Raw genomic sequence first — 17930 nt, 5'->3', positions numbered from 1 at the left:
GGCAATGGCGTTGCATGAATTTAAATAAATTCCATCTTTTCAAAAATATGTATTTACATTCAATAAAAAAACTCCTATTGTAGATGTGTTGACCTTGTATTGTTCCCTAATACAAACAAGTCATCTACAAAAGGAGTTCCTAATGAATAAGAAAATTATAGGACGTGAAATGCTCATTTGTCAATGCTTATCTCTTCTTCCTTCGGAAGAGTTAGATTGTCCTTTATTAGATTATAGGAACTATAAGCTTTCAACCAAGGCTTTGTTAAAAATTCTTGTATCCGCTCAATTGGATCATTGGGATTCATATCGTCATATGGAAGAAAAACTAGAAGCTTATCCAAAGCTTCGGGAGGAAATCGGTATAAAGGAAATCAGCGGTTCTCAGATAAGCCGCAGGATTAATGATTTGCCAACTGAGTTAGTACAAAAGCTCTTTATGAAAGTTGTGGAAAAAATCGCCAAACTTACACAGGGGCTAAAGGGACTTCCGAACGGCTTAGGCTGGTTGCGAATTGTGGACTCTACTGAAATAAGGTTGCCACAAAATTTATGCGATTGGGCATACATTTCAAAGAACCAATCTGCAGTTAAAATGCATACTCGGCTAGTCGTTGCTTCACCCGATGTTGTTTATCCAGATAAAATTGTTCCGTCATCCGCAAAGTTAAGCGATTTCGAGAGTTCCGGTGTCATCATAGAAAAATCAAATTCTATTTACGTGATGGATCGCGGTTATCCTTCTAGAGAAAACCTTCAATCGTGGCAGGAAAAAGATGTCTCATTTGTTGTGCGAGTGACGAAGTCACTTCGGTTAGGCATCTTAGAGGAATATGGTCCGACACACCCGTCTGTGCTTCAAGACGCTAAGGTATCGTATACTGTTTCTCAACCACCAGTACGCTACATTGAATTCGTCGATGATAAACAAAGAGTATATAGAATTCTAACGAATAGATTTGACCTCACAGATCAACAAATCATGGATATATATCGTGCACGGTGGATGATAGAGTTATTTTTCAAGTGGATTAAACAGCACCTAAGATTAACCAAAATTTGGAGTACAAAACCGCAAGGTATTTGGAACCAAATGTTTCTCTCTTTAATTGCATATGGATTATCTTTAATCGTCAAACTTCAAACAAACTCTAATAAGTCTGCTTGGGAATTCTTTAGACTCCTTCAAACTTATCTCTTTAAAACCGTTGGCTCATTTAAAAGAGCTTTAAAACGGAAAAAGAAAAGAACATCTAAGGGGAGACAAAAAGTGCCCATACCAAAGCCAAAAGTGAAGCCAGATTTTGGGGATGTAGCTCTAGATAAAACAGAATTAAAGAAGAAAAAGCACAAGTAACTTAATGATTTAGACAATTGTAAAAAAAAGGGAACAAGGTCGAAACACTACCTCGTTTCCCTTTTTTCTTCATAAGGACAAAAGTTACTTGAAAAAATTTACATATATTGAATTTAAAAACAATTGTGCAACACCATTGGGCACCTGGAATATTCTGGTTTTTTATTACTTATACTGCTTTGTGAATATCTCGTTTATGAGATGAATACGGATAATAGAAAATGCTTGTCAATGCTTTATTTACATTGCAGAAAAGCTCCTGTACTGCGAAAAGAGCTAACTTAACAAAGGGGGAAAAATGAATATGAATTATTTTTGGAAAAAAGCTGCTCCACTCACTTTAGGAGCAACATTGCTTCTTACTGCTTGTGGGGAAAGTAATAATGGGGATAATGAAGATGATGCAGCTGGTGATGGTGAAGGAAATGCTGGAGAGGAATCTTTATTTTTAGAGGATGGAAAATTTGTTTATGCTCTTTCCGGTGAATATCGTCCTTTCAGTTTTGTAGATGAAAATGGTGAATTGACAGGATTTGACGTCGAGATTGGTTTGGCGATTGCAGAGGAGCTAGGAGTGGAAGGAGAGCCTTATCAAATTTCCTTCTCCGGGATTATTCCAGGTCTGCAAGATGATCGATATGATGCGATTATTGGCAGTATGGGGATTACTGATGAGCGAAAAGAATCTGTAGATTTTTCTGACCCATATTATGTCTCAGGTGCACAGTTATATGTTCGTCCTGATAGTGATATATCGTCAATTGATGATGTTGATGAAGATACGAATGTAGCTGTCGCGCTAGCAACGACTTATGAAGAGATGATCCAAGATTATACGTCTGATGTATCTACCTATGATTCCGATGTTGTTGCGCTGCAGTCACTTGCACAAGGACGGCACGATGCTGTCGTGACGGATCGCCTCGTAGGGTTAATTAATATTAATGAGCAGGATCTAGAACTAGAAATGACAGGTGACCTTATTGATACTGAATATATGGGAATAGCCGTGAAAAAAGAGAATGAAACATTACTTGAGGCAGTAAATGAAGCGCTTCAAGCAATTAAAGATAACGGAAAATATTTAGAAATCAGTGAAAAATACTTTAACGAAGACATTTCGCAAGAATAACAGTCATGAATATGAGGACAGGAGAGGCTGACTCATGAGCACATCGTTCTCTCTATATGTGAAGGAGCACGCTTTCGATTAAGTGAAAATGCTACTTTATGTAGGAGGAACAAACGATTAATTTTTGAGTCAGCCCTCTTTGATCCTTTAATAAGAGGTGACAGCATTGATTATTGGAGGAGTATTTGATTTTCAAACTTTTTATAGTGAGCTCATTCGTACTTGGCCATTTTTCTTTGAAGCAGCTTGGATCACCCTTCGTTTAACAATAGCCGCAGTCGTTATTGGGACCATTATTGGATTATTCATTGCGTTATTAAAACTATCAACCTTTCAACCTTTGAATTGGCTAGCTAATATTTATATTACAATTATTCGTGGAACACCGTTAATCGTTCAAATCTTCGTTTTATATTTCGGTCTGTCAGGAGGTCTTCAGCTCTCTGATTTTTGGGCAGTATCTCTCGCTTTAGCAATCCATAATTCAGCGTATATAGCAGAAATTTTCCGCGGAGCTATCCAATCCATTGATAAAGGGCAGATGGAAGCGGGGCGTTCACTCGGGATGACTCATAGTTTGACGATGCGGAGAATTATTATGCCACAGGCAAGCAGACGAGCCGTTCCGCCATTAGGAAATCAATTTATTATTGCATTAAAGGACTCGTCATTAGGAGCTTTTGTAGCAATGCCAGAATTATTCCGGACTGCCCAAAATATTGCTGCTGGAACGTTGAATACGATGGAGACGTTTATCATTGTTGCAATTTACTACCTCGTATTAGTGATGGCTCTTACACTAATCGTAAATAAAGTGGAAGATTGGCTTGCTAAGAGCGAAAAATAGGGGGATTATAGATGAGTGAGATGATTCGCGTAGAAAAACTGAATAAATCTTTTAGTGATCTACACGTACTCAAAGATGTTGATTTAACAGTAAATGAAAGTGATGTAGTCTGTTTAATTGGTGCAAGTGGCTCAGGTAAAAGTACATTATTGCGCTGTTTAAACTTTTTGGAAATGAAAGATGATGGAAAAGTTATTTTTGCCGGAAATGAAATTGATGAGAAGAAAGACAATTTAAATAAAGTGCGCGAAAAAGTAGGGATGGTATTTCAGCATTTTAATTTGTTCCCGCACAAAACAGTGTTAGAAAATGTAATCGAGGCCCCGATAATGGTAAAAAAAGTAGATAGGAAAATAGCAGAACAAGAAGGCAAAAAGCTTTTAGATAAAGTTGGTTTAAATGAAAAATATCATGTTTATCCATCGAAACTGTCTGGGGGACAAAAACAGCGTGTAGCGATAGCGAGGGCACTTGCGATGAAACCTGAAATTATGCTTTTTGATGAACCAACTTCAGCCCTCGATCCAGAACTAGTCGGCGAAGTGCTTGAAACGATGAAAACGTTAGCGAAAGAAGGGATGACGATGATTGTCGTTACCCATGAAATGGGGTTTGCAAAAGAGGTAGCTGATTACACAGCATATATGCATGACGGTCAAATCGTCGAGTACGGTTCTTCTATCGACTTATTTAATCATCCCCAAAAAGAAAGAACAAAAGAATTTTTAAGTAAAGTATTATAACTAAAACATACTGTCTCAAAAGGTCGCTGAATAGCGACCTTTAGTGGACGGCCTCTTTTCTATTTCGTTTAATTTTTTATTGTTTTAGGGGACGGGTGGCCTGTTATCCTGCCTTCTGCTCTCTCTTTTTTTCTTTTTGTTCTTTGAATTTAGAATGTCTTTCCCATTTTAGAAAGTTATGGGCAATACAAAGAAGACCCCATTCCAGCGTAGTTTTGGAAAGGCCTCTCAGATGGAACCGATCAAAGCCTCGGTTATATTTTATTTGTCCAAAAACAGGCTCTACATCACACTTTCGGCCCGGCTAAACAGCCTATCATGCCTGCACTCCAGATAAAGCCTACGCTATGCTCTTTTTTAGCGTTGTTAATCGAATAAGAAAATGAGAACTCATTTTCTTTATTAAAGGTGCCCAAATACAAATCTTTTAAAGAAATACCGCACCCTACTTGACAGTTTTGTTCATATCAGGCTGAAGTGTTGCCCGCGGCAAAGAAGACACTACGAATGCAAACGAAGTGCTGCATGAGTAGATGTCGCACTTGTGCTTTGGAGTGAAAGCGTCCGCCTAGAGCGATTCGAGCGAACCTATTACATTTACTTCAATTAATTAGTTAAAACAAAGAGGGTGTCACCAAAAGCTAGGCTTTTGGGACACCCTCTTTTCTTAACTTTAATTAATAAGAAATTGCTTATGAAGCAGATTTTATTTGTTTATTCTTTCTTTTATATTTCTTCATTAGTAAAGACATGACGTAGAAACTTAGCATGCCTCCAAGCGTATTTAATAGTAAGTCGTCAACATTAAATGTCCGAGTTATTGTCAGTCCTGTAAACGTGAAAATCAGTTGATACGTTTCAATTGTTAAACTCGAGAAGAATAAGATGAGGCAAGCTTTTCTCATTGACTGAATTTGAAAGAAACTTGCTAAATAAATCCCGAATGGAGCAAACATAATAAAGTTATAAAAAGATAATTTGATCGAATTCCAAAATTGCCAATCCGAGCCGCGAACTTCATAATGGCTGATCCATTCTGCTAAAAATGAAAATGGAATAAGCTGGATGCTTCCGGATGTGTCAACTGTTTGATGAAGCGGCGGAATATGAATACCACCTATTGTATAATGCACGATCCAGATGATATAAAATAAAAAACTGTATAATATAGTTCGATTGAGTAAATATCGATTTTGATGTTTTACGAAATCAAATATAATATAAATAAATAACATGATCGTACCTAGCGGTCCGAGAAATATTAGATATCCCATTAGATCCTCCATGATTAACTACTGATTCATAAATGAACTGTGATACCTTCGTGACCATTTTAAAAACGGTCGAGTAAATAAATTGATAATTGATGATAATTTTGGTTAATTGCAGAATTTTTTTATAAAATTTCGTATATATTACATATTTTACTATATTTCAGTCTTTCGTGAACATGGAATTTTTAAGAAGTGAGAAAGTACTAGATAAAGAGTATTGTCATAATCAAGCTAAATATTTATAAAAAGGTATGCCAAGTAGGACTAAGGAAATGCAAGATACCTATTTTAATATAGATGAAGTAATTTGAAGGGGGATGAAGAATGAAGTTTTCGACGAGAAGAGATCTGAAAATGATTCTTTTGGCTGTGTTCATTATCATATTAACAGGGTCCCCTGCAATCACTCCTATACTTGTAAGGCCGGTAAGCACAGCTGAATGGGTGATGTCATGGTTGGTTATTCTATTTTCTACCCTAATCACTTTATGTCTGAGTTGGATTTTTATCGACATGGAATATCGATTCGATGAAACTAGATTAGTCGCCAAGGCGGGGCCAATCCGAAGTAAAATTCCATATCATCAAATTACCAAGGTTCGTTCTACGTCAAACCCTTGGTTTGGCTATCGAATTATGGGGACGACTGAAGGGATTTCTGTTTATTATAAATATGCAGCATTTGGGTGTGTGAAGATTACTCCTGAAGATGAGGAAAGATTCATAGAAGAATTGTTTAAGCGGAACCCCAACATCGATGTTGATCTAAAATCAAAAAAGTCATAAGCTTATGAGCTTACGACTTTTTAGTCATTACTTTTTTCTGAAAAATAACAAGTACATACCTGCTCCAATTAGTACAACCGGCCAAAACATTTCAAAGCCTCCAGCAACTTGACGAATCCATGAGCTGACTTCAGATGAAAATAAAGCAAAAGCTGTGATAGCAAATAGTATGAAAGCTGGGATTAAACCTTCTCGTTTATTTACGGAATACTTCATTAAAAAGGCAATTCCGACGATGAGTGTAAAATAGCCCCAATGATAAGACCATTGCCCAAATGTGTGAACCCCGTGAAACAAGGTCCCGAGACCAAGTAAGGTAATTCCTGTAAACATCTTACTGTCATCACGGTTAGAGAATCCTTGATAAGCTGTAATAACACCTATTAATACTAGGATGGTCGGCCAAGAGAAAATGACAGAGGAATATGGAAAGCTAATTGAAAATTGTTGCAACAAAAAGTAAATTCCAATTCCAATTAGAATGACACCTGGAAGAAAACTATTTCGACGCATTTGATTCACTCCTTGTAATTCCAAAAATATTTATCTTTATTTTTTTATAACAGACTAAAATTCCCCTAGTTGGTCACAATAAATGAATATACGATCCACCGTTGATTCAGAGGAAACTTTATTTAAATAGTAACGCGGGCGCCTTGCACTTTTCTTAATCTTAGCATTCTTATTTTTCGGTCTAAAGGCACTGCCATAAGTTGTCACAGTTTCTTCAAACCTTTCATATGCCTTCTATACATAGAAATGTTATAATATTAAACGAGTTATCAGAACGTAATAATTTTTGAGCAATTTTATTGTTTTTTTATATTAAAAGTTGTAAAATACAGTCGGTTTTAATTTCTGGGGGGTGAAAGCATGCACATCCTTGTCGTCAGTTTGAATTATAAAACAACTCCAGTTGAAATACGAGAAAAATTTACGTTTCAAGAGGATTTGGATCGTGCGTTGACAAAGCTTCGCCAATCAAAGAGCATTCTCGAATGTGTGATTGTTTCGACTTGTAACCGGACAGAGGTTTATGTAGTTGCTGATCAGCTTCATACAGGTCGATATTATACAAAAGCATTTATGTCTGATTGGTTTGAGATTCCAAAAGAAGAATTTACACCTTATTTGCAAATCCGGGAAGACGAGCATGCCATTGAGCATTTGTTCCGTGTATCCTGCGGTTTAGATAGTATGGTTTTAGGTGAGACGCAAATTTTGGGACAAGTGCGTGAGGCGTTCAGCTGTGCACAACAAGTAAGCACAACGGGTACGATATTTAATCATTTATTTAAACAAGCTGTGACACTTGCAAAACGGGCTCATTCAGAAACGGCAATTGGTGAAAATGCGGTTTCAGTCAGTTATGCAGCGGTTGAGCTAGGGAAAAAGATTTTCGGGAATTTTAAAGATAAAAAAGTACTCATTATGGGTGCTGGAAAAATGAGTGAGTTAACAGCAAAGCACCTTACATCAAGTGGTGTAAACGATATAACAGTCATGAACCGTACGGTTGAAAAAGCAGAAGAACTTGCTGCTAAGTTCCACGGGAAAGCTGAGAGTATGGCGGCTGTTGAAGACACATTGCTAGAGTCAGATATATTAATAAGTTCGACGGGCTCAAAAAACTACGTCGTCACGAAAAATACGATTGAGAAGCTTATCAAAAAGCGTAATGGGCGTCCGTTATTTTTAGTTGATATTGCAGTTCCTCGTGATTTAGATCCTGCACTAGATGATTTAGAGAACGTATACTTATATGACATCGATGATTTACAAGGAATTGTCGCCGCAAACCTTGAAGAACGAAAAGTGGAAGCTGAAAAAATTGAGCTGATGATCGAAGAAGAGCTTGTTGATTTCAGTCAATGGCTGGACACGCTAGGTGTTGTCCCTGTTATTACGGCACTTCGCGGAAAGGCGCTGTCGGTGCAGGCACAAACGATGGAAAGCTTAGAGAGAAAGCTCGATCACCTATCAGAACGCGAAAAAAAGGTTATCAGAAAACATATGAAAAGTATTGTTAATCAGCTCTTACGTGATCCGATATCAGCGGTGAAAGAACTTCCTGACGAAGAAAATTCAGAAGAACTGTTAAGCTTCATTACGAAGGTGTTTGCATTGGAAGATGAATTAAAAGAGCAAGAACAGCTCCCACAATGCGAAATTCATATAGATAAAGTTGAACGTAAGTGGAATGTCGAAAAGCGAAAAGCAAAACTTGCTTGTCAAAATGAGGCTGTTGCCCGCTCTGTATAGAGAGGGGATTGCATTATGCTACTAAATATTTTATATATGTTAATTATCGTTTTTTACTCCTTAAGTTTGCTAGGATTTTTTATTGATTTCATTCAACACAACCAGAAGGTCAATCGGATTGCCTTCTGGTTGCTTTCTATTGTTTGGGTTTTTCAAACCATATTTTTTATCGTCAGAACAATTGAATATGGTAGGCTGCCTCTCATGACCATTTTTGAGGGGATGTTTCTATATGCATGGATACTCGTCACGTTTTCATTAGTCATCAATCGAATGAAGCGAGTGGACTTTCTTATCTTTTTTGTAAATTTAGTCGGTTTTGCTGTCATGACGATTAGTGTGTTTGCTCCTGCTGGTGATGTTTCACCGAGACTCACTGAGCTGTTAATTTTAGAACTTTTAGTCATTCATGTTACATTAGTATTGTTATCATACGGAGCGTTTACGATGTCATTTGCTTGTTCCTTCTTATATTTTTTACAGCATCATATGCTGAAGAAAAAAAAATGGGGGCAGCGGATGGGGCGGATCGGAAACTTATCGACATTAGAAAGATTTTCATTTATTTTTGCAGTGGTCGGGTTTCCGCTCATGATGCTTGGTATTATTTTAGGAATTGTTTGGGCATGGGTGAAATTTGAGATGGTTCCTTGGTTAGACTTAAAAGTAATTAGCTCGTTTATCGTCTTAACGGTGTACGGCTTTTACTTGTTTCAGCGTGCGGTGAAACATAAGCGAGGGTATAGCTTAGCACTTCTGAACATTGGTGCTTTCCTCGTTTTACTCATTAACTACTTTTTATCAAGTGCATTTTCAGATTTTCATCTATGGTAGCGGTTTGCCCATACAATCGAATGAAGTTTAGCAATGCCTTAATGAATTTAGTAATATGTATATATTAGTATTATTTAATTGGTGGAGGGACATATGAGAAAAATTGTAATCGGTTCAAGAAGAAGTAATTTAGCAATGACGCAAACACGCTGGGTCATTGATCAATTAAAAGCTCTGAATTTAGGCTATGAATTCGAAATTAAAGAAATCGTTACAAAAGGGGATAAAATTTTAGATGTCACCCTTTCTAAAGTAGGCGGAAAAGGACTTTTTGTTAAAGAAATCGAACAGGCGATGTACGATAAAGAAATTGACATGGCCGTTCACAGCATGAAGGATCTCCCATCAGAAATTGCAGAAGGGTTAACTGTTGGGGCTGTTCCTGAGAGAGTCGACCCTCGAGACGCATTTATTTCTAACAGTGGTCAACGTTTAATGGATCTTCCGTCTGGTTCTATTGTCGGAACGAGCAGTTTGCGCCGTGGAGCACAAGTATTAGCTAGACGACCTGATTTAGAAATTAAATGGATCCGCGGGAATATTGATACTCGATTAAAAAAATGTCGTGAAGAAGAGTACGATGCGATTATTTTAGCTGCTGCAGGGCTTGAGCGTGTCGGATGGACAAAAGACATTGTGACCGAATTTTTAGATCCGGACATTTGTTTACCGGCAGTCGGACAAGGTGCTCTCGGTATTGAATGTCGCGAGGATGATAAAGAAATCATCGAATTACTTGCAAAGATTAATCACGAGGAAACGGAAAAAACAGTAGCAGCAGAACGGGCGTTTCTACACTCCGTTGAAGGCGGTTGTCAAGTACCTGTTGCAGGATATGCAACCCTTCAGCAAGATGGGAACATTTCTTTAACTGCTCTCGTCGCTTCTCCTGATGGAAAACAAGTTTACAAAGATATGATTGCCGGAAGTGACCCAGTTGCAATTGGAAAAGAAATCGCGCAAAGTATGTTAAGTGAAGGGGCTAAAGAAGTGTTGGATAAAGTTAAGGAAGAGTTAGATCAGTAATGAATAAAAAGTGAACGGCAACCGTTCATTCTTTACGTTAACAGTTGCTGTACAATCACAGTGAAGGAGTTGATCCGTCAATGACATCACTCCAAGATTTAAGAATCTTAAATCCAAGAGCTGCGCATCAGGCTAATCCGTTAACAAAAGTCATTGAACGCCATGGTGGAATATCTGTTGAATTACCACTCATTCACATAAAGATGACTTCAAACATGGAGCCGGTTCGTCATAAATTACGATCACTCACTGAGTACGACTGGGTCGTATTTACAAGTGTGAACAGCATTCGGTTTCTTTTACAAGCGCTAGCAAAGGATCATATCGAAAGAGATATTCTTATGGAAAAACAGATCGCTGTTGTTGGAGAGAAAACAGAACAGTTCTTAATTGAGGCGGGATTAAAAGCGGACTTAGTTCCTCACACATATGATGCTGAACATTTAGCTCAAGAGTTAAAGAAAAAGCTCAGCGATGGAGAAAAAGTGTTTTTTCCTCGAGGGAATTTAGCACGAAATGTTATTGTTTATGAGCTCACACAAGCTGGTATCGATATCGATGAAGTAATCATCTATGAGACCGGTATTAATGAAGAAGCTGAGAAAGGACTTCATTCACTCATTATAAAAAATCAACTCGATGTCGTCCTTTTTACAAGTCCTTCAACAGTAAGAGCCTTTTTTTCTTTAATAAAAAAATCAGTGAAATCACAATTTCAAGACGAGGTTACCTTTGCTGTGATAGGAACGGTGACAGCGAATGAACTTCGAAAGCATGGTGTCACAAAGATGATCATTCCAAATGAATATACGATTGAAGGAATGATGGAAGCACTAAAGCAGAATTTTACGATGAATTAGAACATGTTTATACAAAGAGAGGACATTTACGATTGATGAGGAAGAAATATAGCAATTAAAAGGTTTATGTTCCTCCCGAAAGAGATGGAGAAATTGCAATCATATAGCTTCTATTTACGTTATTGTATAAATGGAAAAAGGAGGAGTTATTATCTATGAACAAATCAGATTTTAGACGTCACCGCCGTTTGCGTCGGACACCAAGTATACGGAACATTGTTCGAGAAACACATTTACATAAAGAGGATTTCATCTATCCGATTTTCGTTAAAGATGGTATGAATATTAAAAATGAAGTTCAATCTATGCCTGGAGTTTATCAATGGTCATTAGATCGTTTAGATGAAGAAGTAGACGAAGTCGTCAGTTTAGGCATTGAGTCGATTATTCTTTTTGGTGTCCCAGCAGAAAAAGATGATGTTGGTTCGTCTGCATATGATCATAATGGCATTGTCCAGCAGGCAACAAGACAAGTAAAGGAGAAATATCCACATTTGACAGTCATAGCTGATACGTGTTTATGTCAATTTACAGATCATGGTCATTGTGGTGTCGTACGAGATGGAGAAATTGTCAATGATGATTCATTAACTCTGCTTGCGAAGACTGCTGTATCACAAGCTGAAGCTGGAGCAGATATTATTGCACCTTCAAACATGATGGATGGATTTGTTACAGCGATTCGTCAAGGATTAGACGAAGCAGGTTTTGAAAATATACCGATTATGAGTTATGCGGTAAAATATGCTTCTGCGTTTTACGGTCCATTCCGTGACGCTGCACACAGTTCACCTAAATCTGGAGATAGAAAAACATATCAAATGGATCCTGCCAATCGGCTTGAAGCATTGCGTGAAGCTGAGTCGGATGTAGCAGAAGGGGCTGACTTTTTAATTGTAAAACCAGCGCTATCTTACCTAGATATTATTCGAGACGTCAAAGAACGCCACCCTTATCCAATCGTTGCATACAATGTAAGCGGTGAATATTCAATGATTAAAGGGGCAGCATTAAACGGCTGGATCAATGAAAAAGAAGTTGTACTAGAAAAATTACTCAGCATGAAGCGTGCGGGAGCGGACATTATTTTAACGTATTTTGCAAAAGATGCAGTAAAATGGCTAAATGAAAACTAAGGAGAAAGGTGGATATTTCTCATGAACTGGAAAAGATCAACGGAAGCGTTTGAACAAGCAAAAAAAGTGATGCCTGGCGGTGTGAATAGCCCGGTTCGCGCATTTAAATCGGTTAATATGGATCCGGTCTATATGGAACGAGGCGAAGGATCTCACATTTGGGATATTGATGGAAACGAATATATTGATTACGTTCTTTCTTGGGGACCACTCATTTTAGGACATGCAGATGAACATGTCGTCAGCTCTTTAAAGGAGATGACGGAAAAAGGGACGAGCTTCGGTGCACCTAGTGAAATTGAAACAACTTTAGCTGAACTCGTCATTGATCGTGTTCCTTCCATTAAGGTTGTGCGGATGGTGAATTCAGGAACAGAGGCAACGATGAGTGCTTTGCGTCTTGCTCGTGGCTTCACTGGGCGAAATAAAATTATAAAGTTTGAAGGATGCTATCATGGTCATGGCGATTCTTTATTAATTAAAGCGGGATCAGGAGTCGCAACATTAGGGCTGCCAGATAGTCCGGGTGTTCCTGAGTCTGTTGCAAAAAATACGTTAACGGTTCCTTACAATGATATTGAAAGTTTACAATTAGCATTTAAAGAATTCGGCGATGATATTGCCGCTGTTATTTTAGAACCTGTTGCTGGAAACATGGGGGTCGTCCCTCCTGAAGAAGGGTTTTTACAAGATGTTCGTAATATTACTGAGGAGCATGGGTCGTTAATGATTTTTGATGAGGTGATGACTGGTTTCCGAGTTGGTTATGAGTGTGCCCAAGGTGAACTCGGTGTAACTCCTGATTTAACTTGTTTAGGCAAGGTCATCGGAGGAGGAATGCCAGTCGGAGCTTACGGTGGAAAACGCGAAATTATGGAACAAATTGCACCAGCAGGACCGATTTATCAAGCAGGGACGTTATCAGGTAACCCACTTGCTATGACTGCAGGCTATGAAACACTCCGTCAATTAACACCTGAAAGCTATGAAGATTTTAAACAACTTGGAAAGCGTCTGGAAGATGGACTGCGCCAATCTGCAGAAAAATATGAGATTCCTCATTGGATTAATCGGGCAGGATCAATGGTTGGTTTCTTCTTTACGAATAATAAAGTTATGAATTATGAGACCGCTGCATCCTCAGATCTTGACATGTTTAAAAAGTATTTCCGTTATATGCTCGAAGAAGGGATTTCGATTCCACCTTCTCAATTTGAAGGTATGTTCCTATCAACAAAGCATACAGAAGAAGACATTGACAAAACGATTGCAGCAGCGGAACGAGCATTCAAACGTATACGAGAAGAATAAAATAAATGAATGGAAGCCATCCAGATGACTGGATGGCTTTTAATATACTCGATGAAAGAGGGATTCGGAAGAAGTTGCGTGAAACCCGAGAGAAGTTGCGTGAAACCCGAGAGAAGTTGCGTGAAACCCGAGAGAAGTTGCGTGAAACTCGAGAGAAGTTGCGTGTAACCCGAGAGAAGTTGCGTGAAACCCGAGAGAAGTTGCGTGAAACTCGAGAGAAGTTGCGTCGAAACGAGGAGTTATTGTGACGAAATAGAGGATTACTACGATGATCAGTAAATGTTGTTTTGCTGAAACGAATTTATAAGCATATTTCCCCCGTTATATACATACATCTGTATCGTAATGGGTCGCCGTATAATTGTGTATTTTGGATGTAGACGGTGAAGAAAAAGTACAACCTGCATTGTAATAGAAGCCATCTTACAATGTAGGACATCATGGTATGAACATACTTTAGTTTTTTATAAAGGGGGAAATGATGTTGAGTAATGAACAATCGTCGTCCTTATCTTTTTCGATTCAAGAAGCAGTTTGGTTGAACCGGGGGAAGGAGATTGACGAACTGCTCTCGTTAGCTCTAGAGCCTGATATTGCTATTCATGAGTCCGAAGACCACGTAACTGTTAAAGGAGCATTAAAACTATTTGGAGAATATACTCCAAAAGAAGACAGATCTTATGAAGATGGGAAAGAGCCCGACAGTTTATCAGAGCAAATTGCTTTTCGTTCGGTTGAAGAAGTGAAATTATCTGAAGAAGGTGTTGGCCAGATTAGTCATTCTTTCCCGCTTGATGTAACGATTCCGAAAGAGCGAATTCACAAACTAGAAGATGTCTATGTGACAGTCGATGAATTTGACTACGATTTACCAGGTAAAGGTTGCATTGAGTTGAATGCTAACGTATCGGTCACTGGTATGAAAGCAGATGAGGTACAGTCAGAAAAACAAGAAGTTGCACCAACACCTTCTGCCAGTACAGAGGATCGCTCTTTCCACTTTGAAGAAGTACGACAGCCTGAGAAGGAAGACAATTCAGCAGAAGCTGAACCAGAAGTAGAGGAAGCAGAGGAAAATTTTGAGGATTACAATGTATATGATGAAGACGAAGAAGAAGAACAGCAAGAGCCAGTCGTTCATATGTCAAGACATTCAAAAACAGTGGATGAAAGTTATGACGAAGTAGCAGATAAGATGAATGAAGACGATGAAGCTCGTTCTGAATATGAAGAGGTCGAGGAAGAAGAAGTTGAAGCAGAGGAGAGCGAAGCCCCTGATAGGGACGAGGAAGTAGAAGAAAACGCACTTTATTTAACAAAAGTGTTAACACAAGGGGAGAATGGAGGGTTCGCGAAGCTGCGGATGTGCATCGTTCAAGATGGGGAGTCATTGGATGAGATTGCATCCAGGTATGGGATATCAACTAGCCAGCTCTTACGAATGAACCGTTTGAATGAAGAGCGTGTTTCAGAAGGACAAATATTATACATTCCCTCAGGAGCCTCATCCTCCAAAGATTCATAAAGGGGGGATCGTATGCTCAACATAGTCGATATTCAGGAAAGCTTCGGGTTTAAGGAAGCGACATGGAAAATTGAAGGGGAGCTCATCAACACAGAAAAAGGCTTAAAGCGCGTGATCGTATGGTCGGATGAACGAAAGTTAAGTTGGCATATGCTGTGGCGAGATGAGCTTTGCAAAAATACAGAATGTCTTTCGAATCGGATGATTCAGACGAAAATGGGAGATCGAGTTTTATTAACGAATGCAGGGTGGATCACTGTTCATGATGAGGTAACCACCTTGTTTTCTTATAAAGGGTTGGAAAAAGAATTTGGTGAATTTCTCGGAAAATATTTTTCTAACAAGGTGTCCACTAGAGATGTTGAAATATCAGATGTAACATTAAACACTCGTTCTGAGCATTGGAAGCTGTTAGCAAGCCAACATCATTTCCCGGAAGACCATCGATTTGTTTTAAAACAGCTGCAAAAAGAATCTCAGCGTCGATTGGAATCAGTAAATCGCTTGAGCAAAAAATATGAGTGGCCAATTCCACCTGTCGTTTCACCCATTCAGTCGTTAAATCAAGGAAAGCTTGTCTTTGAAAAGTTGTATTGGGAAAATCGGTCTTTAACGCCAGAAAAAGGATATCACTCAATGAAAGTTGTTCTTGTTGAATGGCTCCAACGTTATGGTAAAACCTCATTACGCAATCTATTAACAGCAGTAAATGCTCATTTTCCAGTTGAAGGTGAGCATGGAATTGCCTTGTTAGCGGAATGTTTATTGCCGAGAGAATTTTTATTATTTTTAAAGCAATACGGCGCAGCTGGTGAACAGTCATTTTCAGTGGCATATGAAGAGCTGAAAAGACAATGGAATACATCGTGTCAACTCGTGAACATCGTGAGCGAGTGGGTCGATCTTTCTCGAGAGAAGGTGGGCGTATGAACCTTCATATTCAACAAAAACCGATCGGAGCAGTATTATTTCAATATGATTTATATCCGGATAAGATCGAAACTTATGGGAAGGTAAGGAAAATCGATACTGCATATGGAAGCTATGGGTTAAAAAAAACAAAGATGACTCGTGAAGAGTCTGATTGGTTTGTTCATGTCATGCGTCGATTAGAAAGGATTGGCTTCCACTATTCAGTTCCGGTTTTACCTACGAAATACGGGGATTACATCGTTCGCTACGGAGATGATGCTTATTATTTAATGCCTTGGTATGAGGATCATAAACAATTTCGACATCCAATTCATCCTGAAGAAGTGATGGTTGAAGAATTAGCGAAACTTCATGGCTTAACGGAAAGAAGTCAAGAATATTCTGAGGAGCTGCTTCAAAAATCTTATAATAATTTAAAAAGACGATGGGAACGAAGGAAAATTGAAATGGAGCGTTATGCAGATCAAATTGAAGGAAAAACGTATTTTTCTCCATTTGAATTAACGTTTTTAACTCACTTTCAGCGTTCATTGCAAATGGCTAATGAAGCTGATGTCCATTTGTCATCATGGCTTGAAAAATCAAAAGAAAAGAAAAGTTTTCGTAGCGTGTTATGCCATGGTCGGCCAAACCGAAAGCATGCATGCTTTGATCAATACGGGTCTTGTTACTTTATTAATTTTGAAAAAGCCGTCCTTGATACACCGACAAGAGATGTCGCGTTACTTTTCCGTCACTTTTTTCATTCACGGCCTTGGGATGAACATGAAGGACGTCATTGGCTCCAGCTTTATGAAAAACATTTTGCCTTATTCGATGAAGAACGTCATCTACTTATGAGCTATTTGGCATTCCCAGAATCTGTTTATCAAACCGTTGATATGTATTCAAGACAGAAGGACCGTATAACCGAGTTTCAAGCAGTTACTCAGCTTGAACGGAAAATCCTCACAATGAATCGTGTAAGACGTTTTATGTTAAGTGTATTTAATACTGGTGATGATGTGCATCGACCAGACACATTCTCATAAATAGATAGTAAAAAGAAGATAATGTCAATAGAATTCACAAAATTGTGCGGGACCTGGTCCCGCACAATTTTTTAGAACCATTTGAAGGTGTGTGATAAGTAGATGATGAGGAGGGCAGTTAGAAGGATGACGTCAAGCGTTGTAGGTAAAAGCAGTGTACGAATGAGCTGAAAAATAATCAAAGGCAATAAAACTTGATAAAAAATATCAATAATCTTCTTTATAATCCGAGGAGGTCTAAAGTGTTTGAACATTCTTCGTCGTCGACGTCTCATTATGTTTTCCTCCTTCAACATCGTAATTCAATTAGTAAATTAAAAATGATTGTTTCGTTTTATTTTATGCATAGACGATTATTTGGTGTGAATTTTCATCCTAGATCACACTTATGATAATGGATTTCTCGCTTGGAAGATTTGTAAAAATGAGTTTCATTTTATGAAATAAAGCAAAAACAAAATCGTATAATCGAAAGAATTGCGGGAATAATAATCTGATACAGTCATAAATATTTATGAAACCAAAGATGAAATAATAGCTAGCTTCATTAATTCCAACAAGAAGATTTTAATCAAAACGATATTCCCCTATTGATTCTCGCTGAGAGAAAGGGTAAAATACGAATATAAAAATACAAGTTGGTAAAAATACGTACACATGTACCAGCGAATTGCATATGTTAACAAACAACGCAGAAAGGGAAGAGTACATCTCGAAACCATTAGAGAGGAAAACTATCACTCCATGGTGATGCTGAAAGGTTTTCTTGGATGTAAAGATGGAAGGTCGCCCTAGAGTTGCTTTTATGAACGACATTCAAATTGGCAAGTCCTCTAATAAACTTGCAGGCGTTTATTAGTAAAAGCCGCTTCA

17 protein-coding genes, 1 pseudogene and 1 other annotated feature (1 of these 19 running past the window's edge) are annotated in these 17930 nt (G+C 38.2%); of the genes and pseudogenes, 15 read left to right on the top strand and 3 right to left on the bottom strand.

All coding sequences use genetic code 11. From position 1 onward, the window contains the following. Positions 1-142: 142 nt before the first annotated feature. From CD001_RS21025 to CD001_RS21010, 4 genes are all read left to right on the top strand, one after another. On the top strand, positions 143-1357 hold the full coding sequence (locus tag CD001_RS21025; RefSeq protein ID WP_096189590.1) for an IS4 family transposase: 1215 nt from the start codon (positions 143-145) through the stop codon (positions 1355-1357). 304 nt (positions 1358-1661) lie between these two features. Continuing rightward, complete coding sequence (locus CD001_RS21020; protein WP_096189589.1) at positions 1662-2489, top strand: transporter substrate-binding domain-containing protein; 828 nt, start codon at positions 1662-1664, stop codon at positions 2487-2489. A gap of 172 nt (positions 2490-2661) precedes the next feature. Next, positions 2662-3336: an amino acid ABC transporter permease gene (locus CD001_RS21015; protein WP_257010001.1), complete on the top strand. Its 675-nt coding sequence runs from the start codon at positions 2662-2664 to the stop codon at positions 3334-3336. Between the two features lie 11 nt (positions 3337-3347). Then, the gene (locus CD001_RS21010) at positions 3348-4079 is read left to right on the top strand and encodes an amino acid ABC transporter ATP-binding protein (RefSeq protein WP_096189588.1); all 732 of its coding nucleotides are present in this window, start codon (positions 3348-3350) and stop codon (positions 4077-4079) included. 103 nt (positions 4080-4182) lie between these two features. Here CD001_RS21010 and CD001_RS21005 read toward each other — a convergent pair. Together CD001_RS21005 and CD001_RS21000 are read right to left on the bottom strand one after the other, a co-directional pair. Further along, positions 4183-4377: pseudogene (locus CD001_RS21005) on the bottom strand (transposase); the annotation flags it as partial. Positions 4378-4771: 394 nt separating this feature from the next. Further along, positions 4772-5353 carry a VanZ family protein gene (locus tag CD001_RS21000; RefSeq protein WP_179298846.1) on the bottom strand — a complete coding sequence of 194 codons (582 nt, stop codon included), beginning with the start codon at positions 5351-5353 and terminating at the stop codon, positions 4772-4774. 324 nt (positions 5354-5677) lie between these two features. On the opposite strand from CD001_RS21000, the gene CD001_RS20995 reads away from it, so the two are divergent. Continuing rightward, complete coding sequence (locus CD001_RS20995) at positions 5678-6139, top strand: PH domain-containing protein (RefSeq protein ID WP_096189586.1); 462 nt, start codon at positions 5678-5680, stop codon at positions 6137-6139. A 27-nt stretch (positions 6140-6166) separates the two neighbouring features. Here CD001_RS20995 and CD001_RS20990 read toward each other — a convergent pair whose 3' ends face one another. Further along, positions 6167-6652, bottom strand: a complete 486-nt coding sequence (locus CD001_RS20990; RefSeq protein ID WP_096189585.1) for a LiaI-LiaF-like domain-containing protein — start codon at positions 6650-6652, stop codon at positions 6167-6169. A 360-nt stretch (positions 6653-7012) separates the two neighbouring features. Here CD001_RS20990 and hemA point away from each other — a divergent pair, with 360 nt between their 5' ends. The 10 genes from hemA (at position 7013) to ysxE (ending at position 17057) form a co-directional block, all read left to right on the top strand. After that, positions 7013-8401 (top strand): glutamyl-tRNA reductase, encoded by a 1389-nt coding sequence (gene hemA, locus CD001_RS20985; RefSeq protein WP_096189584.1) that lies wholly within the window; start codon positions 7013-7015, stop codon positions 8399-8401. A gap of 15 nt (positions 8402-8416) precedes the next feature. Continuing rightward, complete coding sequence (locus tag CD001_RS20980; RefSeq protein ID WP_096189583.1) at positions 8417-9235, top strand: cytochrome C assembly family protein; 819 nt, start codon at positions 8417-8419, stop codon at positions 9233-9235. Between the two features lie 93 nt (positions 9236-9328). After that, on the top strand, positions 9329-10261 hold the full coding sequence (gene hemC, locus CD001_RS20975) for a hydroxymethylbilane synthase (protein WP_096189582.1): 933 nt from the start codon (positions 9329-9331) through the stop codon (positions 10259-10261). Between the two features lie 80 nt (positions 10262-10341). Then, entirely contained in the window at positions 10342-11121 is a 780-nt protein-coding gene (locus tag CD001_RS20970) for a uroporphyrinogen-III synthase (RefSeq protein WP_096189581.1), read from the top strand. Between the two features lie 155 nt (positions 11122-11276). Then, entirely contained in the window at positions 11277-12257 is a 981-nt protein-coding gene (hemB, locus tag CD001_RS20965; protein ID WP_096189580.1) for a porphobilinogen synthase, read from the top strand. A gap of 21 nt (positions 12258-12278) precedes the next feature. Next, positions 12279-13568, top strand: coding sequence for a glutamate-1-semialdehyde 2,1-aminomutase (gene hemL, locus CD001_RS20960; protein WP_096189579.1), 1290 nt, complete (start codon positions 12279-12281; stop codon positions 13566-13568). A gap of 5 nt (positions 13569-13573) precedes the next feature. Continuing rightward, complete coding sequence (locus CD001_RS20955) at positions 13574-13816, top strand: coiled-coil domain-containing protein (protein WP_096189578.1); 243 nt, start codon at positions 13574-13576, stop codon at positions 13814-13816. Between the two features lie 236 nt (positions 13817-14052). Next, positions 14053-15093 carry a stage VI sporulation protein D gene (spoVID, locus tag CD001_RS20950; RefSeq protein WP_179298845.1) on the top strand — a complete coding sequence of 347 codons (1041 nt, stop codon included), beginning with the start codon at positions 14053-14055 and terminating at the stop codon, positions 15091-15093. Positions 15094-15105: 12 nt separating this feature from the next. Next, positions 15106-16023, top strand: coding sequence for a hypothetical protein (locus tag CD001_RS20945; RefSeq protein WP_096189576.1), 918 nt, complete (start codon positions 15106-15108; stop codon positions 16021-16023). Next, entirely contained in the window at positions 16020-17057 is a 1038-nt protein-coding gene (gene ysxE, locus CD001_RS20940; protein ID WP_179298844.1) for a spore coat protein YsxE, read from the top strand. Before CD001_RS20945 ends, ysxE begins: the two co-directional genes overlap by 4 nt. Positions 17058-17740: 683 nt before the next feature. After that, positions 17741-17930 (top strand) — a binding site (T-box leader); it runs 105 nt beyond the window's last position.

The sequence above is a fragment of the Evansella halocellulosilytica genome (assembly GCF_002335745.1).
GTDB classification, from domain to species: Bacteria; Bacillota; Bacilli; order Bacillales; family Salisediminibacteriaceae; genus Bacillus_CA; species Bacillus_CA halocellulosilytica.
Note: the sequence above shows the minus strand (reverse complement) of the source record. Positions and strands in the feature narration are given on the sequence as shown.